Consider the following 24669-nt stretch of genomic DNA (forward strand, 5'->3'; position numbering starts at 1 on the left):
GCAGTGAATGGCACATTCCCTGCACTCAACGCAGGGAATGTGCCATTCACTGCCGTCGGCTCAGGCGGGGAAGCGGTCGACGACTAGTGCCGTCGCGTTGTCCGTACTGCCCTCCGCCCTGGCCTCGTCGACCAGTGCGAGGGCGGTCGCGCTCGCGGGAGCGTCCTTCGCCAGGAGCGTCTTGATCCGGGTCAGGTCGAGTGGCTTGTGGACGCCGTCGCTGCACAACAGCAGGCGGCCCGCACCGGCGCCGATCCGGGCGTGGCCGATGTCGGCCTCCCGCGCCGTCCGCACCGAGTCGGTGACGACGTGCTCCATCCGCGGCGACGGCGTCAGCCCGTGTGCCCGCCAGAACTCCGCGAGCGTGTGGTCGACGGTCACCTGGTGCAGGACCCGCCCGTTCCAGCGGTACACCCGGCAGTCGCCGACCCACGCGATGTCGTACATCGGCTCCTCCTGGTCCCCGGGTGGCAGGACGGCCACGACGAGGACGGCGTCCGCCTTGTCGTCGGGGAACTCGGCCCGCAGCTCCTCCTGCGCCCGGCGCAGCGCCGCCGCGGCCCCGTACCGGACCGCGGCCGTGGCCGCCGTGCGTGCGGCGACCCGGGCGGCACGGGCGGCGAGCAGGTGGTCGCCGACCCCGTCGGCCACCACGAACGCCGTCCGCCCGGTCTGCGGATCGGTGTGCGTGGCCGTCGCGTCGGCGTTGATCCCGCGCGGGCCCCGGTCGGTGGCGGCATCGGATCGCGTGTGCATCGTTCCCGGCAGGTGCGGAGTGGTCAGCACGGCCGTTCCTCCTCGAACCGGTGGCCGGTCCCCCGAAGACCAGCCGTTACCCCTTCAACGCGGGAACGCCGCCACATACTCCAAGAAAACCCTGTGAGTGCCGGGCGGTACCGAGTTCCCCAATGTGGCATTGGTTTCGTTCCCTGCACCGAATGCCACATCGGGTGCGTGCAGCGTTACCAATGCCACATTGGGGAGCGTCGCGCGGGCTACAGGATCGGGGGCACCATCGCGTCGATCAGGTGCGGGCCGGGCTCGGCGAGGGCACGCCGGAACTGCTCGGCCAGCTCCTCCGCCGTCGTGGCTCTCGTGGCGGGCACGCCCATGCCCTCGGCGATCCGGACGAAGTCCAGATCGGGGCCGGACAGGTCGAGCAGCCCTTTGGCCTTGGGCCCTGCGCTCTCCGCGCCCACGCGCTGCAGCTCCATCCGCAGGATCGCGTAGGCCCGGTTGTCCAGCACGACGGTGGTGACGTTCAGGTTCTCCCTGGCCTGCGTCCACAGTGCCGGGATCGTGTACAGCGCGCTGCCGTCCGACTCGAGGTTGATCACCGGCCGGTCCGGTGCCGCGATCGCGGCACCCGTCGCTACGGGCATGCCCTGCCCGATGGCGCCGCCGGTGAGGGTGAGCACGTCGTGCCGGGGCGCGCCGGCCGTCGCGCCGGGCAGCAGCAGTCCCGACGTGTTCGCCTCGTCGGCGATGATCGCGCCCTCCGGCAGCAGTGCGCCGATCACGTCCACCCAGTTCTGCGCGGTGAGGTCCCCCGAGGGCAGCTCCGGCCGGTGCGACTGGGCGAGCACGGGCGGGACGTCCGCCGCGACCAGGTCGGCGAGGTGCTCCAGCGCGGTCGGCACGTCCTCGTCGAGCCCGGCGAGCGTGTGCACCTGTGCGCCCTCGGGCACCAGGTCGCTCGCCTTTCCGGGGTAGGCGAAGAACGACACGGGCGGCCGGGTGCCCGCCACGACGACGTGCCGGATCCCGTCGAGCTGGTAGGCGACCTGCTCGGCGAGGTAGCCCAGCCGTTCCACGGCGGGCAGGCCCGCGCCGCGCTCGAGGCGGCTCGGGAACGTCTCGACGAACGGCTTCGCCCCCGTGGCGGCCGCGATCCGGCTCGCGGCGCGCAGCGCCCGTTCCCGGCATGCGGCACCGCCCAGCAGCAGCGCGACCGGCTCCCCGGTCCGCAGCACCTCGGCGACGGACTTGATCGTCGTTTCCGGAACCGTCTTCGGGGCGCGGGGCGGCACCGGTGCGCACGGCCTGCCGCCGTCGCCCCACGACACGTCCGCGGGCAGGATCAGGGTCGCGATCCGGCCCGGCGCGTCCTGGGCGGCGGCGACGGCCGCGGCGGCGTCGGCGCCGACGTCGGCGGTGCTGTCCGAGCGGCGCACCCATCCGTTCAGCGAGCCGGCCACCGCTTCGATGTCGGATTCGAGTGGCGCGTCGAAGCGCTTGTGGTAGGTCGCGTGGTCGCCGACGACGTTGACGACCGGCGTGTGGGCCCGCCGCGCGTTGTGCAGGTTCGCCAGGCCGTTGCCCAGGCCGGGACCGAGGTGGAGCAGCGTGGCGGCCGGACGACCCGCGATCCGCGCGTAGCCGTCGGCGGCGCCGGTGACGACTCCCTCGGCGAGGCCGAGGACACCTCGCATCTCCGGAACCGAGTCCAGGGCGGCGACGAAGTGCATCTCCGACGTACCCGGGTTCGAGAAACACACGTCGACACCGGCGTCGACCAGCGTGCGGATCAGGGACTGCGCGCCGTTCATGGCCCTCCTCGCGGACGTTTCAGTCGAAAAGCACGCCGGGGTTGAGGATCCCGGCGGGGTCGAAGGCCTGCTTGAGCCGCCGCATGAGCGCGATCTTGTTCGGATCCTCGAGTTCGAGGAAGTGCTCCTTCTTGACCTGGCCGATGCCGTGCTCACCGGAGATCGCGCCGCCCAGCTCCATGCCCACCGCGAAGATGTCATGCAGCAGGTTCGCGCGCTTGTCCGGGTCCTTCTGGAAGATGCCGAGGTGCACGTTGCCGTCGCCGGCGTGCCCGCACCCCGCCACGCCGGACTCCGACTTGGCCGCGATCTCCCGTGCCCTGGTGAGGAACTCCGGCATCGCCGCGCGGGGCACGACCACGTCGATGACGTCGTCGGCGCCGGCGGCCTTCGCCGTCCAGAAGGCCTTCTCCCGTGCCTCGATGAGCTTGCGGGCCGCCGTGCCGTCGAGCACGTACACATCGGAGGCACCGAGTCCGGAGAGCAGTTCACCGAGCGTCTCCACGTCGCCGTCGAGGCGGTCGGCGTCCCGGTTCTCCAGCCCGACCACCAGGTACGCCTGCGAGGCCTCGCGCACGTCGTCCGGCACGCCGAGGGACAGCTGCGCGGTGTAGGTGATCGCGGCCATCGTGAACGCGTCGATGTACTCCAGGATGTGCGGCGCGAGCCCGCTGGAGACGATCTCCGGCACGGCCGCCATCACCTGGTCGAAGTCGGAGAACGGCGCGAGCACCGTGGCGCCGTGGCCGAGCCGGGGGTGCAGCCGCACGGTGACCTCGGTGGCCAGCGCGAGCGTGCCTTCCGAACCGATGATCAGCTGGGTCAGGTCGTAGCCCGAGGAGGTCTTCACGATCTTGCCCCCGGTGCGGATGATCTCGCCGGTCGGCAGGACGGCCTGCAGGCCGAGCACGTTGTGGCGGGTGACTCCGTACTTGACCGCCCGCATGCCGCCCGCGTTCGTGCCGACGTTCCCGCCGACACTCGCGCTGAGCTCGCCGGGGTAGACGGTGTAGCCGAGGCCCTTCTCGGCGGTCTTCTCATCCAGTTCGGACAGCGTGACGCCGGGTTGCACCACGGCGACGTGGTTGGTGGTGTCGATCTCGAGGATGGCGTTCATGCGCTCGAACGAGACGAGCAGACCGTCGGGGCGGGGCCGCGCCGCGGCGGAAAGGCCCGTGCCCGCGCCGCGGGCGGTGACCGGGACACCGTGCTCGGCCGCGGTCGTGAGGACCGCCGCCACCTCGTCCGCCGTCGCGGGCCGGACCACGTACGCGGGTTTGGCGGGCGGGCCGACGAGGGACTCGTCACCGGCGTAGTCGTCGGAGATCCGGTCGCCGGTCAGGAGGTGCTGCTCGCCGACGATCCCGGCCAGCCGCTGTGCAACGTCGCCCATGGCGGAAGACTAGTACGGGCGCCTGCTCCGCCGCCATGAACGATCTTCGGGTCCGCTCCGTGCGGCGGGGCCGGTCCGCGCCAACGTACCGGCCCCGCCTACCGGGCTGTCGATCCCGGAGGATCGGTCAGGTCGTCAGACCAGCCAGCCCAGCACGTGCGCCAGGTGCGCCAGCACGCTCGTGATGATGTCGTCGGCGTGGTGGGCGTGCGTGGCAAAGAACTGCATTGAGGGGCTCCTTGATCGGAATTCGCTTGCAACGGTCTGTGTGCGCACACCGCTTTCGAAAGCGAGATCAAGATTTCGCGCCGTGCCCGCCGGTGTCAAAGCGCCCTTCCCGCGCGGTCTGGGCGGAGGGCATCCCCCCAGGCTAAACACGTAACACGTTCGCGTTTTGCGCCGGGGTCACGTCACGTAGTCACGGTGACCGTCCGTGGTCCCTCCGCGGAGCGTCACGCCCGAGGACCCCGTGCTTGATGCGGCAACTGGGGGTTCGCGCTTGCGCGGACGGGTGAACCTGGTGCACCGATCGTGATCTTTCCAGGTCCACCCGTCCGGGTGATCACTGTGCGCGCGCGAACGACAGCGTCTCGCCCTCGACGCCGCGCAACCACAGGTCCTGCGCGGCGGCGGCCATCTCGTCGAGCCCCTCGGTGATGGTGGCGAAGACGTTGCCCGGCACCCAGCCGGCGTCGCCGTTGATCAGCAGGTTGTTGCGGCCGTAGAAGATGGCGAGATCGGTGGCGCCCTGCGCGCTGTGCGCCTCGCTGCCCTCCTCGTAACCGTAGGCCGGGTTGCCGATCTCCCACGGCTCGAAGCCGAAGTAGACGACGTCGCCGGGGATGGGCGTCACCGTCGGGTTCTCCCGGCCCGGCCTCGGTTCGGCGAACGGCGGCACCAGCGTGTAGACCTCGTTGCGGGCGTACTTCGCGTGGTAGGCGGAGCCGCTCTGCGGCAGCGCGTTCCACACCGCCGCACAGGTGCGGGGCGCCTCCGCCTCCAGCAGCCTGGCGCGGCAGGAGACGCCGCGCTTGTCCAGCGTGATCGTGATGTAGCGAGCCATGTGCGCTCCTCGCCGTCGTGAGTGAAAAACGTTGTTCTAACGACGGGGAACACTCACGAGGTGACGGACGCGACGACCTCGGCCCAGATGTCCAGCGCCTCGTCGACCTGCTCGGCGCTGACCACCAGCGGCGGGATCATCCGCACCACGTTCATGTACGCGCCGCAGGTCAGCAGCAGCAGCCCGCGCTCGGCGGCCGCCTTCTGCGCGGCCTGCGCCGTGGGGTTGTCCGGCTTGCCGTCCGGCGTGGTGAACTCCGAGCCGACGAGCAGGCCGAGTCCGCGCACGTCGCCGATCGCGGCGGTCTTGCCCGCCACGGCCCGGGCTCCCTCGAGCAACTGCCTGCCCCTGGCGGCGGCGTTCTCCACCAGGCCCTCCTCCTGGATCACGTCCAGCGTGGCGGCGGCAGCGGCGCACGCCACCGCGTTGCCGCCGTAGGTGCCGCCCTGGGAACCCGGCCAGGCCTTGGCCATCAGGTCCTTCGAGGCCGCGATGCCGGACAGCGGGAAGCCGCTGGCGAGCCCCTTGGCGATCAGCACGATGTCCGGCCGGACGTCGAAGTGCTCGTGGCCCCAGAACCGGCCGGTGCGCCCGAAGCCGGTCTGGATCTCGTCGAGCACCAGCAGGATCCCGTGCTCGTCGGCACGTTCCCGCAGCCCGGCGAGGAACTCCCGGTTGGCGGGCACGTAGCCGCCCTCGCCCAGCATCGGCTCCACGAAGAACGCCGCCGTCTCGTTCGGCGCGGTCATGGTCGCGAAGAGGTAGTCCAGCTCCTTCAGCGCGAACTCGGTCGCGGTCCGCTCGTCCCAGCCGTAGTGGAAGGCGTACGGGAACGGCGCCACGTGCACCCCGGACATCAGCGGGGAGAAGCCCGCGCTGAAGCGCGTGCCGGAGGTGGTCAGCGAGGCGGCGGCGACCGTCCGGCCGTGGAACCCGCCCTGGAACACCACGATGTTCGGCCGCCCGGTCGCCTGCCGGGTCAGCCGCAGCGCCGCCTCCACCGCCTCGCTGCCCGAGTTGGCGAAGAACAGCGAGTCCAGCCCCGGCGGCAGCACGTCACCCAGTCGCTCGGTCAGTTCGAGCAGCGGCTGGTGCATGACGGTGGTGTACTGGCCGTGGATGAGCTTGCCGATCTGCTCCTGCGCCGCCCGCACCACCCGCGGGTGGCAGTGGCCGGTGCTCGTCACACCGATTCCCGCGGTGAAGTCGAGGTGCCTGCGGCCGTCGACGTCGTAGAGGTACACGCCCTCGCCGCGGTCGACGACGACTGGCGTGGCCTGCTTGAGGAGAGGCGAGAGCTGGGCCATGGCGGCGGATCTCCTTCAGGGCGCGTGCGGGGTTGTAGATTGTCAACAATATTCGTATCATGGCACTCGCAGCGGCGCAATTCACTCGCAGGAGCACGGAGGCAAGGCAGGCAATGAGCACGGTCAGTGAATCCGGCGTCGTCGACGCGGTGGCGAAGGAACTGTTCATCGGGGGCAAGTGGACCGCCGCCAGTGGCGGCCGGACGTTCCCCGTGCACGACCCGGCGACCGGCGAGGTCCTGTGCGAGGTCGCCGACGCCTCCCCGGGGGACGGCGTCGCGGCGCTCGACGCGGCGGTCGCCGCGCAGGCCGAGTGGGCCCAGCACCCGCCCCGGGAGCGGGGCGAGATCCTGCGCCGCTCCTACGACGCGCTCATGCGCCGCCAGGAGGAGCTCGCGCTGCTGATGACCCTGGAGATGGGCAAGCCGCTCGCCGAGGCGCGCGGTGAGATCGCCTACGCCGCGGAGTTCTTCCGCTGGTTCGCCGAAGAAGCCGTCCGCATCGACGGCGGTTTCGCGACCGCGCCGAACGGCACGGGCCGGTTCCTCGTGACCAAGCAGCCCGTCGGCCCCTCGATCCTCATCACGCCGTGGAACTTCCCGATGGCGATGGGCACCCGCAAGATCGGCCCCGCCGTCGCCGCCGGCTGCACGATGGTCATCAAGCCCGCCGCGCAGACGCCGCTCTCGATGCTGGCGCTGACCCAGATCCTCGCCGATGCCGGGCTGCCCGACGGCGTGCTCAACGTGCTCACCACCACCGACTCCGGCGGGGTCATGGAGCCGCTGATCCGGGACGGGCGTGCCCGCAAGCTGTCGTTCACCGGCTCCACGGCCGTCGGCCGCAAGCTGCTGGAGCAGTGCTCCGACAAGGTGCTGCGCACCTCGATGGAGCTGGGCGGCAATGCCCCGTTCCTGGTCTTCGACGACGCCGACCTCGACGCCGCCGTGGACGGCGCGATGCAGGCGAAGATGCGCAACATCGGCGAGGCCTGCACCGCGGCGAACCGGTTCTACGTGCAGCGGGGCATCGCCGACGAGTTCTCCCGCAGGCTCACCGAGCGCATGGCCGCGCTGCCGATCGGCCGTGGCACCGAGGACGGGGTCGTGGTCGGCCCGCTCATCGACGAGGCCGCCGTCGAGAAGGTCACCACCCTGGTCAACGACGCGGCGCAGCGCGGCGCGCGCGTGCTCACCGGAGGTTCCACAGTGGACGGACCGGGCAACTTCTACCAGCCCACCGTGCTCACCGACGTCCCCGCGGACGCGCGCATGGCCGCGGAGGAGATCTTCGGCCCGGTCGCGCCGATCTCCGTGTTCGACACCGAGGAGGAGGCGCTGGCCGCCGCGAACGACACCGAGTACGGCCTGGTCAGCTACGTCTACACGAACGACCTCAAGCGGGCGCTGCGGGTCTGTGAGCGGCTCGAGGCGGGGATGGTCGGGCTCAACCAGGGGATCGTGTCGAACCCGGCGGCGCCGTTCGGCGGGATCAAGCAGTCGGGGCTCGGGCGCGAGGGCGGCACCGTCGGCATCGACGAGTTCCTGGAGACCAAGTACATCGCGGTGAACCTGTGACGACGTACCGCATCGCCGGCATTCCTGGCGACGGTATCGGCGTCGACGTCACGGCCGAGGCGCGCAAGGTCCTCGGCCGGGCGGCGGAACTGCACCACTTCGGTCTGGAGTGGACGGAGTTCGACTGGAGCTGCGAGCGGTACACCAGGACCGGCACGTTGATGCCGGACGACGGGATCGAGCAGCTGTCCGCGTTCGACGCGATCCTGCTCGGCGCCGTGGGCTTTCCCGGTGTGCCGGACCACGTCTCCCTGTGGGGGCTGCTCATCCCGGTGCGCCGCGCGTTCGCCCAGTACGTCAACCTCCGCCCGGTGCGGTTGCTGCCGGGCACCACGTCCGTGCTCGCCGGCCGCACCGCGGCGGAGCTGGAGATGGTGATCGTCCGGGAGAACTCCGAGGGCGAGTACTCCACGATCGGCGGCAGGCACAACCGGGGCAGACCGGACGAGTTCGCCCTGCAGGAGGCGGTGTTCACCCGCGCAGGCGTCGAGCGGATCGTCCGCTACGCGTTCGATCTCGCCCGCACCCGTTCCGGCCGGGTGTGCTCGGCGACCAAGTCGAACGGGATCGTCCACACGATGCCGTTCTGGGACGAGATCTTCGCCGAGGTGGCGGCCGGGTACCCGGACGTGGCCGCCGAGCAGTGCCACATCGACGCCCTCGCCGCCCGGATGGTGCAGCAGCCCGGCCGGCTCGACGTGGTCGTCGCGTCGAACCTCTTCGGCGACATCCTCAGTGACCTCGCCGCGGCGGTCACCGGCGGGCTCGGCATGGCTCCCTCGGGCAACATCAACCCGGAGCGGGAGTTCCCCTCGATGTTCGAGGCCGTGCACGGCAGCGCGCCGGACATCGCGGGCCAGGGCATCGCGAACCCGGTCGCGCAGGTGCTCACGGCGGCCATGATGTTGCGCCAGCTCGGAGAGGACGCCGCGGCGGCCGCGGTGGAGGGCGCCGTCGAGAAGGTGCTCGCCGACGGCGCCGTGCGCACCCCGGACCTGGGCGGCCGCTCCACCACCGCGGAGCTCGGCTCCGCCATCGCCGCCGCGCTGTAGCTGCCCCGGGAACGGCAGGGTCACGCATAGAAAACCGCGGTTCTGGGCACTTGAGGTGCCATGAGGTTGTTGGGGGTTCGGGTACCGGGTCCGTTGACAGCCGTGGGCACCGCCGTCGGCACCGCGCGCGGGCTGGCCGGGCTGGCCACGCGACCGCGCAGGCAGGTGTGGTCGTGCCCCGGCCGGTTGCACATCGAGGCACACGGCGTCCACGGGCCCGGCGGAGACCGCGTCGGCAGGCGCATCGAGCGCGAACTCGAACAGCATCCCGGCGTGGAGTGGGCGCGGGTCAACGCCCCCGCCGCCCGGGTGATCGTCGGGGTGGCCGACCCGCCGCCTCCCCGCGGCGAACTCGTCCGTCTCGTCGAACGCGCCGAGGCCGCGCCGTCCTGCCCGGAGGAGGAGGCGGCCGAGGACGAGCTGCACCACCCGGCCGACGGCGCCAAGGGCACGCGCCTCGTGCCGACGCTGGCAGCGGACGCGTTCGGCCTGGGGCTGTCCCTGATCACCCGCCTCGCGCCGTGGGCCCCGCTGCCTGCCGAGATCGCGGCGCTGCCGGGACTGGTCAGCCACCACCCGGCACTGCGGGAGGCCGCCGCCCGCAACACGCACAGCCACGAGAAGGCGGACTCGATGACGGCCATCGCGGGAGCGCTCACCCAGGGCCTCGCCGCCGGTGGCGAGGGTGCCCTGCTGGACAGCGCGCAGCGGCTCAACCGCCTGCGGGAGGCCAGGGCCCAGGAACGCGTGTGGTGTGAGGCCGAGGCCAGGCTGATCACCGGGCCGGACCACGCCGCGGCGGCGCCGGTCGCGGGGCCGCGGCCGGTCCCGCTGCCCGACGGGCAGGTGGAGGAGTACGAGAAACGCGTCCTCGCCCTGGGCGCCGCGGCGAGCGCCGCGGCGTTGCCGTTCGCGGGCCCGCGCAAGGCCGCGGCACTCGGGTTCTCCTCGATACCGAAGGCCGCGGAGTCGGGCCGGGCGGCGTTCGCCGCGCACCTCGGCCGGATTCTCGCCCAGCGGGGCGTGCTGGTGATGGACCGCTCGGCGCTGCGCCGGATGGACCGCCTCGACGCCCTGGTGCTCGACGGCTCCGCCCTGGAGACCGGCCGCCTCGTGCAGCGGGACCTCGTCGCGCTGCCCGGCAGCGATCCGCGCCGGATCGCCGAGCTGGCCTGGACGCTGTTCGACCCGGCCGACCCGAAGGCCGTGCGCCGCGACGGCGACTGGACCCTCGGCCCGGTGGACGAGCTCGACCTCGAGGGACGCCGGGGTGTCCGGGAGCGGCAGCGCCTGGAGAAGCAGGGCGCGGACGCCGTGCTCGGCCTCGCCCGCGGCAGGCGGCTGGAGGCCGTGCTCGCCCTCGGCGGTGAGCCGCTGCCCGGGGTCCACTCGCTCATGGTCGCCGCCCAGCGTGGCGACCTGCGGATCGAGCACACCGACGATCCCCTGGCCACGGTCCGTGAGCTGCAGCGGGACGGGCACGGCGTGCTGCTGGTGTCGCGGGACCGGCGCGCGCTGGGTGCCGCCGACTGCGGAGTCGGCACGCACCGCGACGGCGAGCCCGCGCCCTGGGGCGCGCACGTGCTCGTCGGGGAGGACATGCGCGCGGCGGCCCTGCTCGCGGAGGCGGTCGCCGTGGCCCGCGACGTCAACCGCGAGAGCATCCGCATCGCGCAGGCGGCCACCGGCGTCGGGGTGGTCACCGCGCTGCAGGGACGGCGGCGCGCCGGCGCGACCGGCCGGGGGATGCGTGCGCTGAACGCGGGAGCCGGGCTCGCCCTGGCCAACGCCCGGCGGCACGCCCGCAAGCTCTCCCCGCCCGAGGCCGCGGCACCGGACACCGTGCCCTGGCACCTGATGCCCGCGCGCGCCGTGCTCGACCGGCTGGACACCGGCGAGCAGGGACTGACCGACGACGTGGCGCGGCGCAGGGCCAGGGACCGCGGCGGGGGTTCCGAGGCGATGACGACCAGCCTCGGCAGCGCGTTCCTCGCCGAGCTGGCGAACCCCCTCACCCCCGTGCTCGCCGGTGGCGCGGCGCTGTCGGCCGCCGTCGGCTCGCCCGCGGACGCCGCGCTGGTGGCCGGGATCACCGGGCTGTCGGCACTGATCGGCAGCATCCAGCAGGTCCGCACCGACCGCGAGCTGGCCGACCTGCTGAGCCGCTCCTCGGTGAGCGCCACGGTGCTGCGCTCCGGCGACGAGCGGGTGATCAGCGCGGACGACCTGGTGCCAGGGGACGTCGTGGCGCTGACGTCGGGTGACGTCGTGCCCGCCGACTGCAGGCTGCTCGACGCGGACGGCCTCGAACTCGACGAGTCGTCGCTGACCGGGGAGTCGCTGCCGGTCGCGAAGGATCCCGCCCCGGTCGTGGCCGCCGAGATCGCCGAGCGCACGTCGATGGTGTACGAGGGCACCACGGTGGCCGCGGGCGAGTGCACCGCGGTGGTCGTGGCCGTCGGCGACGACACGGAGGCCGGGCGCAGCATGGCGCTGGCCAGGGAGGGCGCGCCGCCGACCGGTGTGGAGTCCAGGCTCACCGAGCTGACCGAGAAGAGCATGCCGTTCGCGGTCGGCTCCGCCGCGGCCGTCGCCGGGGCCGGGCTGCTGCGCGGCGTGCCGCTGCGGGAGAGCATGTCCGCCGCCGTGAACCTGGCGGTGGCCTCGGTGCCGGAGGGGCTGCCGTTCCTGGTCAACGCCGCCCAGCTCGCCGCCGCCCGGCGGCTCGCCGAGCACGGCGTGCTCGTGCGCAACCCGCGCAGCATCGAGGCGCTCGGCCGGGTCGACGTGCTCTGCTTCGACAAGACCGGCACGCTCACCGAGGGCAGGCTCAGCGTCAGCGAGGTCGACGACGGCGACCACCGGTGCCGGGTCGACACGCTCAGCGAGTCGCTGCGGCCGGTGCTGGCGGCCGCGTTGCGGGCCACCCCGCACGCCGACGACCCGGAGGAGCTGCCACACGCCACCGACCGCGCGGTGCTGGAGGCCGGGCGGCGGCTGAAGATGGGCACCGCGACCGGGGCGTCCGGCTGGCGGCCGCTGTCGTCGGCGCCGTTCGAGCCGTCCCGCGGCTACCACGCCGCGGTGGGGGAGACCCGCAAGGGACGGCTGCTGAGCGTCAAGGGAGCGCCCGAGGAGGTGCTGCCGCGCTGCGCGCTGGACGGCAAGACCCGCAAACGGTTGAACGGCCGGATGAAGCGGCTGGCCGAGGAGGGGCACCGCGTGCTGGCCGTCGCGGAGCGGCAGGTGGACTCCGCGGAGGCGAGCGACGAGCTGGTGACCGAGCTGAGCTTCCGTGGGTTCGTCGCCATCGCCGACCCGGTGCGCCGCAGCGCCGCGCCCGCCGCGAAGGAACTGCGGGCCGCGGGCGTGCACATCGTGATGATCACGGGCGACCACCCGGTGACCGGGGAGGCCATCGCGTCCGAGATCAACGGGGACGGCACCGAGCTGCGGGTGGTGACCGGGGCCGAACTCGACGAGTTCGACGACGAGCGGCTGCAGCGGGAGCTGCCCGAGGTCGACGTGGTCGCGCGGTGCAGCCCGGCGCAGAAGGTGCGGATCATCAAGGCGTACCAGCGGATCGGGCGGACCGTGGCCATGACGGGGGACGGTGCCAACGACGCGCCCGCGATCCGGCTCGCCGACGTGGGCATCGCGCTCGGCGGGCACGGCACGCCCGCGGCCAAGGCCGCGGCCGACCTGGTGGTCACCGACGACCGGCTGGAGACGATCATCGCCGCGCTCGTGGAGGGCCGCGCGATGTGGGCCTCGGTCCGCTCCGCGCTCGGCGTGCTGCTCGGCGGGAACCTCGGGGAGATCGCGTTCAACGTGCTCGGCGCGGTGATGACCGGCAGGTCGCCGCTCGTGGCGCGTCAGCTGCTGCTGGTCAACCTGCTGACGGACCTGGCACCCTCGCTCGCGATCGCGCTGCGGAGGCCCAGTCACGAGACCGTCGAGGAACTGCTGCAGGAGGGTCCGGAGAGCTCGCTCGGCGGCCGTCTCCACCGGGAGATCGGCGTCCGCGCGGGGACCACGACGCTGGGCGCTTCCGCCGCGTGGACGCTGGCCCGGCTCACCGGGCGGCGGCGCAGGGCGGGCACGGTCGCGCTCGCGGCGCTGGTCGGCACCCAGCTCGGCCAGACGCTGCTCACCGGTGGACGCAGCCCCGGCGTGCTGGCCAGCGGGCTCGGCTCGGCCGCCGTGCTGGCCGCGGCCATCCAGACGCCGGGGGTCAGCCGGTTCTTCGGCTGCACTCCGCTCGGCCCGGTCGGCTGGGGCATCGCGCTGGGCAGCGCGAGCGCGGCGACCGTGCTGAGCGCCGTCGCCGGGTCATGAGCCCACGCGGCCGCCTGCCCCTTCCGCCACCCGTCGCGCGGCGAGCTCGGTGAGCTTCGGGTCGCCATCCTGGTAGCTGACCGTCAGCGTGACGGCGGTGACCCGCGGCCCGCGGGGCGTCCGGCGTACCCGCATGTCGTAGCGCCCCGCGACCATCCACGTGGCGTGCTCGCCACCCTCGGTGAACCGGTGGTAGCCACGGACGGCCGTACGCACCGTGGTGTCCCCGCCTGCTCCCTCGGCCACCAGGAGCGGCCCCGTCAGGTGCTGTGTGGCGTCGAACCCGGGGAGCAGGCCCTGCCAGCGGCGCACCACCTCGTCGCCGGGAACGGTCTCCACCTCGCCGCCGAACAGGTCCGTGTAGTCCAGGCGGACCTCGTCGGCCAGCGCGGCGCGCACCCCGGTCCAGTCCAGCTCGTCGACCGCCAGCAGCAGCGCCGTGACGACGTCATCCACCCCGTGGTCACGCATCGCCCGCCCCCAGGGTTCGCCGGAAGTGCTCGGCCGCGGCGTCCGCCGCCCGCTCGACCTGCTCCGGCCGGTCGTAGAAGTCCGTCTGCCCGCCCCTCGACCACACCGTCTCCACCGGCCCGGTCAGCCGGTCCCGCACGGACTCCACATTGCCGGGAAACACGCAGTCGTCGCCGTGCACCAGCAGAGTCGGCACGCCGACCCGGGAGGCGGCGGTGAGCCCGTCGAAGCCGAGCCAGTGCCACCAGCTGAGCTCCGCCATCGCGTTCGTCCACTCCGGAACGGCACCGCGTGCGGGATCGGCGTAGTAGTCCAGGGAGAGGAACATCGCGGCCCGCTCGTCACCCTCGGCGTAAGCGGGTACCGTGACGACCTCACCGCTCGCGCGGTACCGCGCGACGGCGTCCCGCGCGCGGTCCAGGCGGGCCCGCACGCCGTCGATGCCGCCGTAGAACGGCGCGACCGTGGCCGGGTCGTGGAACCAGCCGGCGACGCTCGCGAACGACGTGATCGGTGCCCCCGCGGCGATCGCGGCCAGGGCGTACTGGGCGCTCGCGCACACACCGAGATAGCCCACACCGGACGGTCCGCTCACCGCCAGGGTGGCCGCGAAGCGCGCCGCGGAGCCGATGTCGGCGATCTTGCGGCTGGGCAGCTCCGCCTGGCGCGGCGCGCCTTCCGACTCGCCGAATCCGGCGAAATCGAAGGTGATGGCCGTGCAGCCGCGCTCGGCGAGCGCTTCCGCGTAGACGTGGGCCATCTGTTCCTTGACGGTGAGCCAGGAGCCGGTGACGAGGACGACCGGCCGCCGGACCGCCGGATCTGCGGGCTGCCCGTAGACCCGGCCGGCGAGGACGGTTCCGTTGCCGGGCACCAGGATCGGGATGGGTTCGGTCTGCATCGGTCTCCCCGGTTTCGCGTTGTACCGACGGCAGCGTGGCAGCGGCGGCGGCGTCCGGGGAGGTCCGATCCTGCTGTTCTCGGTGGTTCAGCGGGACCGGGCCGCGGCGGGCAGGATGCCGGTGTGCCGCCGGAAGAGGCGGCGGAAGTGGCCCACGTTCGAGTACCCCACCGCGTACGCCACCTCCGCGACGCTGAGCGTGGTGTGCCGCAGCAGCAAGGTGGCACGGTCCAGCCGCCGCGAGGTGACGAACTCGTGTGGCGCCATCCCGGTCGAGAGCCGGAACGAGCGCGCGAAGTGGAACGGGCTCAGCGTCGCCGCGGCGGCGAGGTCGGCGACCGTCAGCGGGTCGCCGAGCCGGTCCTCGACGAGTGCGGCGACCCGGTCGAGCTGCACCCGGTCGAGGCATCCGGTGGGCGGCCGGGACGCGCGGCGGCCGCCGTAGTAGGTCACGAGGTGCGCGGCCAGCCGGTGCGCGAGCTCGCTGGCCGCGACGTCCCCGAGCGAGCCGGGACGCAGGTGCGCGCGTTTCAGCGTCGAGGCGACGGCGAGCACCACGGCGTCGCGGGCACCGGCGAGGGGCTCGATCTCCGGGGTGCGGGACGTCCCGGCGGCCGCGCGCAGCAGCGCCGCGTCGGGGTAGATCTCCACCACCTCGTCCGGTCCGGCGACCTCCGACCAGTAGAGGTGGTCCCGGCCGTTGGCGAACACGTCGCCCGGCCGGATGTCGAGCCGCGCCGCCCGGCCGTCGCGTTCGAGGACGACGCCCCGGTGCGCGGCGAACGAGACGCCGACCTGCTGCGGCCCGGTGACGGTCGGGCCCTCGTCCGGCGGGATCCTGGCGTGCAGCGAGCGCATGCCGGGCCAGCGCAGTACCGAGGACACCACGTCGTCAGGTTACCGGTGGGCCGTGCGTGTTTCCCCGTCGCCGGAACGACGTTCCTGCCCTTGACCTACCGCGCGGGGCTTCACCCGGCGCCGGGCAGCGGGGTACCGGAGGGCACGTGCGGCACGGCGTCGGCGTGCAGGCTGGTGCCGGGCGCGAGCCGCTGCACGGCGTCCTCCATGTGGGCCTCCAGCAGCGTCAGCACGGCGACCTCGTCGCCCTCGCGGATGGCCGCGATGATCTGGTTGTGCTCGGCGACGCGCTCGTCCACGCCCTGCGCGTTCCTGCCGTAGGTGCCCTGCAGCGCGGTGAGGCACATCCGGGTCTCGATCAGCAGCGTGCGCGCCATCCGCGCCAGCCGCTTGCTGCCGGAGGCCTCGATCAGCTCCTCGTGGAACCGCAGGTCGGCCTCGGTGAGCGCGGCGGGGTCGTCCTGCTCGTCGGCCTCCGCCATGGCCGCGACGGCGGCGTCCAGCACGGCGGTCACCCGCTCCCGGTCGCCGCCGCGCATGACCCGGATCGCGGCGGCCCGCTCGACCGCCGAGCGCGCGGCGTAGATGTCGTAGACGTCGCCGGGTTCCAGGTCGATGACGAACAGCCCCCGGTGCCGCTCGCTGCGCAGCAGGCCCTCGGACACCAGCCGCTGCATCGCCTCCCGCAGCGGGCCGCGCGAGACCTGGAACCGCGCGGCGAGCTCCGTCTCCCCGAGCTGGGTGCCGGGCGGGAGGGCACCGGTCATGATCGCGTCCCGCAGCTGGCGGGCGATGATGCCCGCGGTGGACTCCCGGTTGACCGGTTCGATGTCGGCGAGCATTCTCACGCCCCCGTCCGGAAGAGGGTGCCGAGCCCGGGTACCGCGCGCGAGGCGCCCGCGAGCCGCAGTCCTTCCCAGACGGTGACCTGGTTGGCCGTGAGCACCGGCTTGCCGAGGCGCTCTTCGATCCGGTCGAGGAGCGCGAGCGTGCGCATGGCGGTGTCCGGCACGAGCAGCGCCTCCGCGTCCGGGTGGTCGCGGCCGGCGACGAGATCCACCACCGCCTCGGGGTCGAGCCTGCCGACCTCCGCCGCGGTGTCGATGTCGGCGGCCGACATCGACACGACGTCGATCCCGCCCTTGCCGAGGAACTCGGCGAACAGCGCCGCCACGTCGTCGGGGTAGCTGGCCGCCACGGCGACGCGCCGCAGCCCGAGCGCGTTCGCCGCCCGCACGAAGGCGAACGACGTGCTCGACGCCGGCAGCCCGCCCGCGGCCTCGGACAGCCCGGCGACCTGCTGGGTGGCCCCGTCCCAGCCGTAGACGAAGCTGCCGCTCGTGCACGCCCACACGACGGCGTCCGGCTCGTGCCGGGCCAGCAGCCCGGCGCCCTCGGTGAGCCTGGCGGGGCTGCCCAGGTCCAGCAGTTCGGCGACCGCGTGCAGGTCGGTGCCGTAGATGTGCGCCACCGGCAGCCGGACGTCGCCGCCGAGCAGGCGCTCGGCGAGCGGGTAGTCGTCCTCGGCGGCGTGGTCGGGGTAGATGAATCCGATCGTGCTCACGGCACACCTCCTACTAGGATTGTCGACAATCCTAGTAAAACTGGTCAAGACACTTCCCGGAGCCATTGGCCGGGGCCGACGATGGGCAGCTCCATCCGCCTGAGGCAGGCCCACATCGTGAGCTGGTTGGCGGTGAGCACCGGCTTGCCGAGCGCGGACTCCAGCGGGTCGATCACGTCGTAGGTGGGCAGGTTGGTGCAGCTGACGAAGATCGCCTCGGCGTCGTCGTGGTTGGCGGCGATGATCCGCTCCGCGATCGTGCGGTAGCTGACCTTCCAGATGCCGCCGCCGAGGCCGAGATGGTCGCTCGACAGGGTCTCCACGCCCAGCTCACCCAGGAAGTCGTGCAGCTTGGCGGTGAGGTCGGCGTCGTACGGGGTGAGCACCGAGACGCGGCCGATGTCGAGCTGGCGCAGCACCTCCGCGAGCGCGCCGGACGTCGTGACCGCCTGCGGGGCGCCCGCGTCACAGATCACCTTGCGCAGCGCGTGCTCGGCGTCGACGCCGTTGACGAAGCTACCTGACGTGCACAGGTAGGCCACGACCTCGGGTTCGACGTGCAGCACGTCCCTGGTGGCCGCCGCGAGGTGCTGTGCGTTGCTGACCAGGTGCGCCATCTCCATGCTCACGGGCACGGGCTCGTACGGGGTGCGAGCCAGGTGCAGCGAGACTTCCATCGGCACCCAGCGCCAGAGTTCCCGCTCCAGCGCCAGGTCGAACGGCGCGATGACACCGATGCCGCGCTGGGCTACCGGGCCATCGAACGCGGGGAAGTCCAGGGCTGCGAAATCCAAGGCTCAACCTTCGACGGGCTTGTGAGGGAGTGCCTCCGGGGTTATTCCTCGGATTGTTGACAATCATACGACTGGCTCTTACCGTGTCAACGTGATCGGCACGGATCGTCCGGTGCTGGCGGTGTTGTGCGGCGAGAAACACCCCCCGGACATGCACCCCATCGAGCAAGAGGCGACTGTGCGTTACACGCGCGCCGACGGGCTCGCCGAGGCGCTGCGCGGGGCCGACGCGCTGTTCGTCTACGACTTCCTTTCTACCGCCGTTCCGGACGCCTGGCACGCCGCGGACCGGCTGCGGTGGCTGCACATCGCGAGCGCGGGCGTCGACCCGGTGCTGTTCCCCGGACTGCGCGACAGCGACGTGGTCCTGACCAACTCGCGGGGCGTGTTCGACGACTCGATCGCCGAGTACGTCCTCGGGGTGATCCTGGCCTTCGCCAAGGACTTCGCCCGGTCGGTGCGGCTGCAGGACAACCGGGAGTGGCGGCACCGGGAGAGCGAGCGCATCGCGGGCAGGCACGCCCTCGTGGTGGGCACCGGGCCCATCGGCAGGGCCATCGCGCGCCTGCTGCGCGCCGCGGGGATGCGCGTGTCCGGCGCCGGGCGCCGCGCCAGGGACGGCGACCCCGACTTCGGCACCGTGCACGCGTCCGCGGAGCTGAACGGGCACCTGTCCGCTTTCGACTTCGTCGTCGTCGTGGCGCCGCTGACCGAGCGGACCAAGGGCATGTTCGACGCCGAGGCGTTCGCGGCCATGCGGCCGGACGCGCGGTTCGTCAACGTGGGCCGCGGCGAGCTCGTGGTGACCGACGACCTGGTCGAGGCCCTGCGGGCGGGGTCGATCGCGGGCGCCGCGCTCGACGTGTTCGACACCGAGCCCCTGCCCGCCGACAGTCCGCTGTGGACGATGGATAACGTGTTCGTGTCGCCGCACATGTCGGGGGACTTCATCGGCTGGCGCAACGCGCTGGTGGAGGTGTTCGCCGACAACTTCCGGCGGTGGCGGGCCGGGGAACCCCTGCGCAACGTGGTCGACAAACGACTGGGCTACGTACCCTCGGCGGATTGAGGCACCGTTCACGCGATAGGCACTCAAGGAGAGCGATGCGGAGCACGGAACCCCTGCTGACGGCGAGCGAGCTCGTCGCGGCGTACTCCTCGGGTGAACTGTCGCCGGTCGAGGTGACCCGGGGAGCGCTCGAGACGATCGAGAAGCTGGATCCGGAGTACAAGGCCTACACGCTCGCCGACCCCGAGGTGGCGCTCGACCAGGCCCGGCACTCGGAGGAGCGCTGGCGCGAGGGTAACCCGATCGGCTGGCTCGACGGCGTGCCCGCGTCCATCAAGGACATGTTCCTCACCCAGGGCTGGCCGACGCTGCGCGGCTCGCTGTGCATCGACCGCGACCAGCCGTGGGACGTCGACAGCCCGGTCTCCGCGCGGATGCGGGAGAACGGGCTCGTGCTGCTCGGCAAGACCACCACCCCCGAGCTGGGCTGGAAGGCCGTCACGGACTGCCCGCTCGACGGCGTCACCCGCAACCCGTACGACCCGTCGCTGACCCCCGGCGGGTCGAGCGGCGGCAGCGCCGTCGCCGTGGCCACCGGCATGGGCGAGCTGTCGGTGGGCACCGACGGCGGTGGCTCGGTGCGGATCCCGGCCTCGTTCTGCGGCATCGTGGGGTTCAAGCCGACCGGCGGCCGGATCCCGCTGTACCCGGCCAGCCCGTTCGGCCCGCTCGCGCACGCCGGGCCGATGGCCCGGTCGGTGGACGACATCGCGCTGTTCCTCGACGTGCTCGCCACGCCGGACCACCGTGACCCGGCCGCACTGCCGCCTCCGCCGGGGACCTACCGCGAGGCGGTGCGCCGGGACGTGCGCGGCCTGCGGGCGGCGTTCTCGCTGGATCTCGGCTACGTGGACGTGGACCCGGAGGTGGCGCAGCTGGTCGTGTCCGTGGTCGCGGCGCTGACCGAGGCGGGTGTGCACGTCGAGGAGACCGACCCCGGGTTCACCGACCCGATCGACGCGTTCGGCGTGCTGTGGTCGACCGGCGCGGCCAAGTGGCTCGACACGTTCCCGCCGGGCTCGGCCGAGCGCGTCGACCCCGGCCTGGCGCAGGTGTGGCGGCAGGGGCACACGTACTCGGCCAGCGACTATCTCGAGGCGTCCGCCGAACGGGCCGCGCTCGGCATCCACATGGGCGAGTTCCACACCCGGCACGACATCCTCCTCACGCCGTCGGTGGGAATCCAGCCGTTCGAGGCGGGGCACGACGTGCCGCCGGGCAGCGGGCTGGACTCCTGGATGCAGTGGGCGCGGTTCTCCTACCCGTTCAACATGACGCAGCAGCCCGCGATCAGCGTGCCCGCGGGGTTCACCTCGCGGGGACTGCCGGTGGGATTGCAGATCGTCGGCCCCCGGCACTCCGACGACCTCGTGCTCGCGGTGGCCAAGCTGGTCGAGGAGATCCGGCCCTGGCCCACCGACCGCCGCGCGGCTCCCAAGGCCGCCCGCTGACCACCCGCGTGCCCTCGTGAGTGCTGAACGTGGTGAGAACGACGTTTTTCACTCACGAGGGCGGGTCGGCAGGTCACCGGGTCGCGTACTCGAGTTCGGCGAGTGCGGTGTCCAGGTGGGTCAGCAGCCGCTGCAGGTGCGGCACGCTGCGGCGGCAGCCCGTGATGCCGAAGTCGAGGTTGTCGCCGTTGCTGGTGAGCGTGATGTTCAGCGCCTGACCGTCGAGCAGTACCGAGGCCGGGTACACGCCGTCGAGCTTGGCGCCGTTCCAGTACATCTGCTTGCGCGGCCCGGGCACGTTCGAGATGACGACGTTGAACGGCGGCCGGGTGTTGTTGACGAACCCGGGCACCGGCGACGCGCCGAGCGGGGCGACGTTGAGCGCCGAGAGCAGCAGCACCTGTAGCGGGGTGAGGTCCTTGAACAGCCGCTTGCCGTCCCGCATCGAGCGCGCGATCACGGCGAGCCGGGCCGCCGGGTCCGTCCGGTCGGTGCCGAGGTTGCACAGCATCGCGCCGATCTGGTTGCCCGAGGCCTCCCCGCCGTCCGACCGTGTGCGCAGCGAAACCGGCACCATCGCCACCAGCGGCGCGTCCGGCAGTGCCCGCTGCTCGATGAGGTAGTCCCGCAGCGCGCCCGCGCACATCGCGAGCACCACGTCGTTACGGGAGACGCCCGCGGCCGACGCGACCCCGCGCACCCGGTCCAGCGGCCACGACTGCGCGGCGAACCGGCGGGCACCGCCGATCGGCACGTTGAGCATCGTCCTCGGCGCCTGCATCGGCAGGGTCAGCCGGTGCTCCCGGAACGCCTCGTTGGCCACCCTGACCGCGGCGGGCGCGAGCCCGGCGAGCTGCTCCGTCGTGCGACGGGCCGTCCGGAGCAGGTCGAACGGCCCGGGCCGGGGCCGCCTCGGCCGCTGCGGGGACCGCGAGCCCCACGGCGCGGGGCAGTCCGTCGCGGACGGGTCGTCGCTGAGGATGCCCTGCAGGTGCCGCAGCGCCGAGACGCCGTCCATCACGGCGTGGTGCACCTTGCTGTACATGGCGAACCGGTCGTCGTTGAGACCTTCCACGAGGTGGATCTCCCACAGTGGCCGGTGCCGGTCGAGCAGCGTGCTGTGCCAGCGCGAGGTCAGCTCCAGCAGCTCGCGCACGCGGCCAGGCTGCGGAAGGGCGGAGTGCCGGAAGTGGTAGTGCAGGTCGAGGTCGTTGTCCTCCACCCAGGCCAGGTAGCCGAGCGAGTTCACCGGCTTGGCGAGGCGGCGCCGGAACAGGCTGCGCACCTCGGTGTTCTCGAGCATGTCGTGCCGGAGCTTGGCCAGGTAGTCGTCCCCCGCGCCGTCGGGTTTGGTGAACAGCTGCAACCCGCCGACGTGCATGGGATGCTCTCGGGTCTCGACGAGCAGGAACATCGAGTCGGTCACGGGCATCATCGGCATCGACCTCACCTCGCTCGCTTGCGTGGGCACACGCCAAGTGAACGAGTCTACGCACGGCGCGACGCGCTGACCGCTGTACGAAACGCGACTAGGGTCGGGGCATGACCATCCCGACCGACCCGGAGACGGGCGAGTTCCACCGCGCCCCCAACCACTTCGCCGCCCGCATCACCGCGGACGGGCGCGACGGCTGGCCGGTCGAGCCCGGCCGGTACCGGCTCGTGGTGAGCCGGGCGTGTCCGTGGGCGAGCCGCGCGCTCGTGGTGCGCAGGCTGCTGGGGCTGGAGCACGCCATCTCGCTGGCGGTCGCCGACCCCATCCAGGACGAGAAGAGCTGGCGGTTCACGCTCGATCCCGGCGACCGCGATCCGGTGCTCGGCATCAAGTACCTGAGCGAGGCCTACTACAAGGCCGATCCGGACTACACCGGCGGAATCAGCGTGCCCGCGGTCGTCGACACGCCGAGCGGCAGGCTCGTCACCAACGACTTCCCGCGGATCACGCTGGACTTCGCCACCGAGTGGACGGCCCACCACCGCGAGGGCGCGCCGGACCTGTACCCCGAGCACCTGCGGGACGAGATCGACGAGGTCAACCGCGGGGTGCACACCGACGTCAACGCCGCCGTGTACGAGGCGGGCTTCGCCACCAAGCAGGCCGCCTACGACGACGCGTACCGGCGGCTGTTCGCGCGGCTCGACGCGCTGTCGACGCGGCTGGAGAACCAGCGTTACCTCGTCGGCGACACGATCACGGAGGCGGACATCCGCCTGTTCACCACGCTCGTCCGGTTCGACGCCGTCTACCACGGCCACTTCAAGTGCAACCGGAACAAGCTCACCGAGATGCCGGTGCTGTGGGCCTACGCGCGCGACCTGTTCCAGACCCCCGGTTTCGGCGACACGGTCGACTTCGACCACATCAAGCGGCACTACTACCAGGTGCACGAGCAGATCAACCCGACGCGGATCGTGCCGCGCGGGCCGGAGCTGTCCCTGTGGGCGACCCCGCACGGCAGGGAGGCGCTGGGCGGGCGCCCGTTCGGCGACGGGACGCCGCCCGGACCGCCGCCCCCGACGGAGGTCCTCCCCGCGCAGTGGTAGCGCCGCGCGCAGCGAAGGGCACATCGCCTGCGTGCGACGCGGGGGATGTGCCATGCACTGCCCGGATCCCGGCGGGGTTCACCGGGTCGTATCCTCGCCCCGTGTCGCAGACCGGAGCGCAGCGCCTCGTCGAAGTCCTGAAGGAGGTCGGTGCGGAGGTCGTCTTCGGCTTACCCGGTGTGCACAACCTGCCGGTGTGGGAGGCCCTGGCCTCGTCGGGGATCCGGCTCATCGGCGTGCGGCACGAGCAGGCGGCGGGATACGCGGCCGACGGCTTCGCCCGAGCGACCGGCAAGCTCGGCGTCGCGCTCGTGACCACCGGCCCCGGCGCGGCGAACACGCTGGGCGCGGTCGGGGAGGCGATGGCCTCGGCGTCGCCGGTGCTCGTCATCGCCACCGACATCCCCTCGACCCTGCGCAGGCCGGGCACCGTGCGCGGGGTGCTGCACGAGACCAGCGACCAGCAGGCGATGTTCGCGCCGGTCACCAAGGCCGGGTTCACGGTCGGCCACCCGGACACGATCACGCCGGTGCTGCTGCGGGCTGCCCGGCTCGCGCTGCGGCCGCAGAGCGGGCCCGTCTACGTCGGTATCCCCACCGACTTCCTGCGGCAGGAGGTGGCGCACCGGCCGGGTACCGAGCCGACCGAGTCGATCCCGGCGCTGGCCGTCGCCGACCTCGGCCGGGCGCAGGACGTCCTCGCCGCCGCCGAGCGCCCGCTCATCTGGGCGGGTGGCGGCGCGTTGCGGTCCGGTGCGGGTGAGGGGATCGGCAAGCTCGCCGAGGTCCTCGCGGCTCCGGTCATCACGACGTTCGGCGCGCGCGGCCTGCTGCCGCCGGACCACCCGTGCCTCGCGTCGAACCCGGTGCACGCGCCCGAGGTGGGCGCCCTGTGGGACGAGGCCGACGTCGTGCTCGCCGTCGGCACCGACTTCGACGGCCTGATGACGCAGAACTGGCGCATGCCGCGGCCGCCGAAGCTGGTGGCCGTGAACGTCGACGCCGACGACGCGGCGAAGAACTACCGGCCGGACCTGCTGCTCCAGGGCGACGCGAGGGAAGTGGTCGCCATGCTGCTGGACGGCCTGCCACCCCGGCCGGGGCTCGCCGCGCTGAGCCGCAGGCTGGACGAGATCGAGGTGCGGGTGCGGCGCCGGATCCGCAAGGAGGAACCCCAGGCCGCGGAGTTCCTCTCCGCGCTCGGCGAGACACTGCCGGACGGCTCGGTGCTGGTGGCCGACATGTGCGTGGCCGGGTACTGGGTGGGTGGCTTCCACCGCATCGCCGCCCCGCGCAAGCTCGCGTATCCGATGGGCTGGGGCACGCTGGGGTTCGCGTTCCCCGCCTCGCTGGGCGTCGCCGCGGCAGGCGAGGGCCGTGCGGTGTGTGTCACCGGCGACGGTGGCTTCCTCTTCGGCTGCGCCGAACTGGCCACCGCCATCCAGGAGGAACTGCCGATCACGGTCGTGATCGTCGACGACGGCGGCTACGGGATGCTGCGCTACGACCAGACCAGGGAGGGCCTGCCGCACCGCGGCGTCGATCTGGTCACCCCGGACTTCGTCGGTCTCGCCAAGTCGTTCGGTGTGCACGCGGACCGGGTCGACGGCTTCGGCCGCGCCTTCCGCAGGCTCCTCCGTGAGTTCACGCGGTCGGAAGAGCCGAACGTGCTCGTGGTGAACGCGGAGCTGAGCCCTCCGCTCAACACCTCGCCACGCTGGTACCGGAAATGAGCCAG

General features: G+C 72.6%; 19 protein-coding genes. 7 read left to right on the forward strand and 12 right to left on the reverse strand.

The window, feature by feature from the left end:
• Positions 1-60 precede the first annotated feature (60 nt).
• From B0I33_RS07460 to B0I33_RS07480, 5 genes are all read right to left on the reverse strand, one after another.
• Positions 61-786, reverse strand: a complete 726-nt coding sequence (locus B0I33_RS07460) for a PP2C family protein-serine/threonine phosphatase (RefSeq protein WP_245900485.1) — start codon at positions 784-786, stop codon at positions 61-63.
• Between the two features lie 209 nt (positions 787-995).
• A complete protein-coding gene (locus B0I33_RS07465) occupies positions 996-2549 on the reverse strand; it encodes an acetolactate synthase large subunit (protein WP_106177839.1) in 1554 nt (517 codons plus the stop codon).
• 19 nt (positions 2550-2568) lie between these two features.
• Positions 2569-3942, reverse strand: a complete 1374-nt coding sequence (locus tag B0I33_RS07470) for an FAD-binding oxidoreductase (protein ID WP_106177840.1) — start codon at positions 3940-3942, stop codon at positions 2569-2571.
• A 562-nt stretch (positions 3943-4504) separates the two neighbouring features.
• Positions 4505-5005, reverse strand: coding sequence for a DUF3830 family protein (locus B0I33_RS07475; RefSeq protein WP_106177841.1), 501 nt, complete (start codon positions 5003-5005; stop codon positions 4505-4507).
• A 53-nt stretch (positions 5006-5058) separates the two neighbouring features.
• Positions 5059-6312 (reverse strand): aspartate aminotransferase family protein, encoded by a 1254-nt coding sequence (locus tag B0I33_RS07480; protein ID WP_106177842.1) that lies wholly within the window; start codon positions 6310-6312, stop codon positions 5059-5061.
• A 113-nt stretch (positions 6313-6425) separates the two neighbouring features.
• Here B0I33_RS07480 and B0I33_RS07485 point away from each other — a divergent pair, with 113 nt between their 5' ends.
• The 3 genes from B0I33_RS07485 to B0I33_RS07495 are packed head-to-tail and all read left to right on the forward strand — an operon-like array spanning position 6426 to position 13279.
• Positions 6426-7889, forward strand: coding sequence for an NAD-dependent succinate-semialdehyde dehydrogenase (locus B0I33_RS07485; protein WP_106177843.1), 1464 nt, complete (start codon positions 6426-6428; stop codon positions 7887-7889).
• Positions 7886-8941, forward strand: coding sequence for a tartrate dehydrogenase (locus tag B0I33_RS07490; RefSeq protein ID WP_106177844.1), 1056 nt, complete (start codon positions 7886-7888; stop codon positions 8939-8941). Before B0I33_RS07485 ends, B0I33_RS07490 begins: the two co-directional genes overlap by 4 nt.
• A 60-nt stretch (positions 8942-9001) precedes the next feature.
• Positions 9002-13279, forward strand: a complete 4278-nt coding sequence (locus B0I33_RS07495) for an HAD-IC family P-type ATPase (RefSeq protein WP_106177845.1) — start codon at positions 9002-9004, stop codon at positions 13277-13279.
• Here the strand turns inward: B0I33_RS07495 and B0I33_RS07500 are convergent.
• The 6 genes from B0I33_RS07500 to B0I33_RS07525 all read right to left on the reverse strand — a co-directional run bounded on the left by B0I33_RS07500 (position 13274) and on the right by B0I33_RS07525 (position 17867).
• Positions 13274-13750, reverse strand: a complete 477-nt coding sequence (locus tag B0I33_RS07500) for a nuclear transport factor 2 family protein (protein ID WP_106177846.1) — start codon at positions 13748-13750, stop codon at positions 13274-13276. The two genes, B0I33_RS07495 and B0I33_RS07500, sit on opposite strands and share 6 nt — an antisense overlap.
• Entirely contained in the window at positions 13743-14651 is a 909-nt protein-coding gene (locus tag B0I33_RS07505; RefSeq protein ID WP_106177847.1) for an alpha/beta hydrolase, read from the reverse strand. The genes B0I33_RS07500 and B0I33_RS07505 overlap by 8 nt, the downstream gene beginning before the upstream one ends.
• 87 nt (positions 14652-14738) lie before the next feature.
• On the reverse strand, positions 14739-15539 hold the full coding sequence (locus tag B0I33_RS07510; protein WP_106177848.1) for a helix-turn-helix domain-containing protein: 801 nt from the start codon (positions 15537-15539) through the stop codon (positions 14739-14741).
• A gap of 80 nt (positions 15540-15619) precedes the next feature.
• Entirely contained in the window at positions 15620-16351 is a 732-nt protein-coding gene (locus tag B0I33_RS07515) for a GntR family transcriptional regulator (protein WP_106177849.1), read from the reverse strand.
• Between the two features lie 2 nt (positions 16352-16353).
• On the reverse strand, positions 16354-17073 hold the full coding sequence (locus tag B0I33_RS07520; protein WP_106177850.1) for a maleate cis-trans isomerase family protein: 720 nt from the start codon (positions 17071-17073) through the stop codon (positions 16354-16356).
• 44 nt (positions 17074-17117) lie between these two features.
• Positions 17118-17867: a maleate cis-trans isomerase family protein gene (locus tag B0I33_RS07525; protein ID WP_106177851.1), complete on the reverse strand. Its 750-nt coding sequence runs from the start codon at positions 17865-17867 to the stop codon at positions 17118-17120.
• A gap of 151 nt (positions 17868-18018) precedes the next feature.
• On the opposite strand from B0I33_RS07525, the gene B0I33_RS07530 reads away from it, so the two are divergent.
• Positions 18019-18936 (forward strand): D-2-hydroxyacid dehydrogenase, encoded by a 918-nt coding sequence (locus tag B0I33_RS07530; RefSeq protein WP_106178235.1) that lies wholly within the window; start codon positions 18019-18021, stop codon positions 18934-18936.
• A gap of 35 nt (positions 18937-18971) precedes the next feature.
• Positions 18972-20387, forward strand: a complete 1416-nt coding sequence (locus B0I33_RS07535) for an amidase (RefSeq protein WP_106177852.1) — start codon at positions 18972-18974, stop codon at positions 20385-20387.
• A 73-nt stretch (positions 20388-20460) separates the two neighbouring features.
• Here the strand turns inward: B0I33_RS07535 and B0I33_RS07540 are convergent, their stop codons facing one another.
• The gene (locus B0I33_RS07540) at positions 20461-21828 is read right to left on the reverse strand and encodes a WS/DGAT/MGAT family O-acyltransferase (protein WP_106177853.1); all 1368 of its coding nucleotides are present in this window, start codon (positions 21826-21828) and stop codon (positions 20461-20463) included.
• A gap of 101 nt (positions 21829-21929) precedes the next feature.
• On the opposite strand from B0I33_RS07540, the gene B0I33_RS07545 reads away from it, so the two are divergent.
• Together B0I33_RS07545 and B0I33_RS07550 are read left to right on the forward strand one after the other, a co-directional pair.
• Positions 21930-22931, forward strand: a complete 1002-nt coding sequence (locus tag B0I33_RS07545) for a glutathione S-transferase family protein (RefSeq protein WP_106177854.1) — start codon at positions 21930-21932, stop codon at positions 22929-22931.
• A gap of 101 nt (positions 22932-23032) precedes the next feature.
• On the forward strand, positions 23033-24664 hold the full coding sequence (locus tag B0I33_RS07550) for a thiamine pyrophosphate-binding protein (RefSeq protein ID WP_106177855.1): 1632 nt from the start codon (positions 23033-23035) through the stop codon (positions 24662-24664).
• Positions 24665-24669: the final 5 nt, after the last annotated feature.

The sequence above is a fragment of the Prauserella shujinwangii genome (assembly GCF_003001955.1).
In the GTDB taxonomy this organism is placed as follows: Bacteria; Actinomycetota; Actinomycetes; order Mycobacteriales; family Pseudonocardiaceae; genus Qaidamihabitans; species Qaidamihabitans shujinwangii.

What these genes read in the sequence shown, in the direction of transcription:
- B0I33_RS07465 (WP_106177839.1), bottom strand. Translation starts at nt 2,549, where the DNA reads ATGAACGGCGCGCAGTCCCTGATCCGCACGCTGGTCGACGCCGGTGTC.
- B0I33_RS07470 (WP_106177840.1), bottom strand. Translation starts at nt 3,942, where the DNA reads ATGGGCGACGTTGCACAGCGGCTGGCCGGGATCGTCGGCGAGCAGCAC.
- B0I33_RS07475 (WP_106177841.1), bottom strand. Translation starts at nt 5,005, where the DNA reads ATGGCTCGCTACATCACGATCACGCTGGACAAGCGCGGCGTCTCCTGC.
- B0I33_RS07480 (WP_106177842.1), bottom strand. Translation starts at nt 6,312, where the DNA reads ATGGCCCAGCTCTCGCCTCTCCTCAAGCAGGCCACGCCAGTCGTCGTC.
- B0I33_RS07485 (WP_106177843.1), top strand. Translation starts at nt 6,426, where the DNA reads ATGAGCACGGTCAGTGAATCCGGCGTCGTCGACGCGGTGGCGAAGGAA.
- B0I33_RS07495 (WP_106177845.1), top strand. Translation starts at nt 9,002, where the DNA reads ATGAGGTTGTTGGGGGTTCGGGTACCGGGTCCGTTGACAGCCGTGGGC.
- B0I33_RS07500 (WP_106177846.1), bottom strand. Translation starts at nt 13,750, where the DNA reads ATGCGTGACCACGGGGTGGATGACGTCGTCACGGCGCTGCTGCTGGCG.
- B0I33_RS07505 (WP_106177847.1), bottom strand. Translation starts at nt 14,651, where the DNA reads ATGCAGACCGAACCCATCCCGATCCTGGTGCCCGGCAACGGAACCGTC.
- B0I33_RS07515 (WP_106177849.1), bottom strand. Translation starts at nt 16,351, where the DNA reads ATGCTCGCCGACATCGAACCGGTCAACCGGGAGTCCACCGCGGGCATC.
- B0I33_RS07530 (WP_106178235.1), top strand. Translation starts at nt 18,019, where the DNA reads ATGCACCCCATCGAGCAAGAGGCGACTGTGCGTTACACGCGCGCCGAC.
- B0I33_RS07535 (WP_106177852.1), top strand. Translation starts at nt 18,972, where the DNA reads ATGCGGAGCACGGAACCCCTGCTGACGGCGAGCGAGCTCGTCGCGGCG.
- B0I33_RS07540 (WP_106177853.1), bottom strand. Translation starts at nt 21,828, where the DNA reads ATGCCGATGATGCCCGTGACCGACTCGATGTTCCTGCTCGTCGAGACC.
- B0I33_RS07545 (WP_106177854.1), top strand. Translation starts at nt 21,930, where the DNA reads ATGACCATCCCGACCGACCCGGAGACGGGCGAGTTCCACCGCGCCCCC.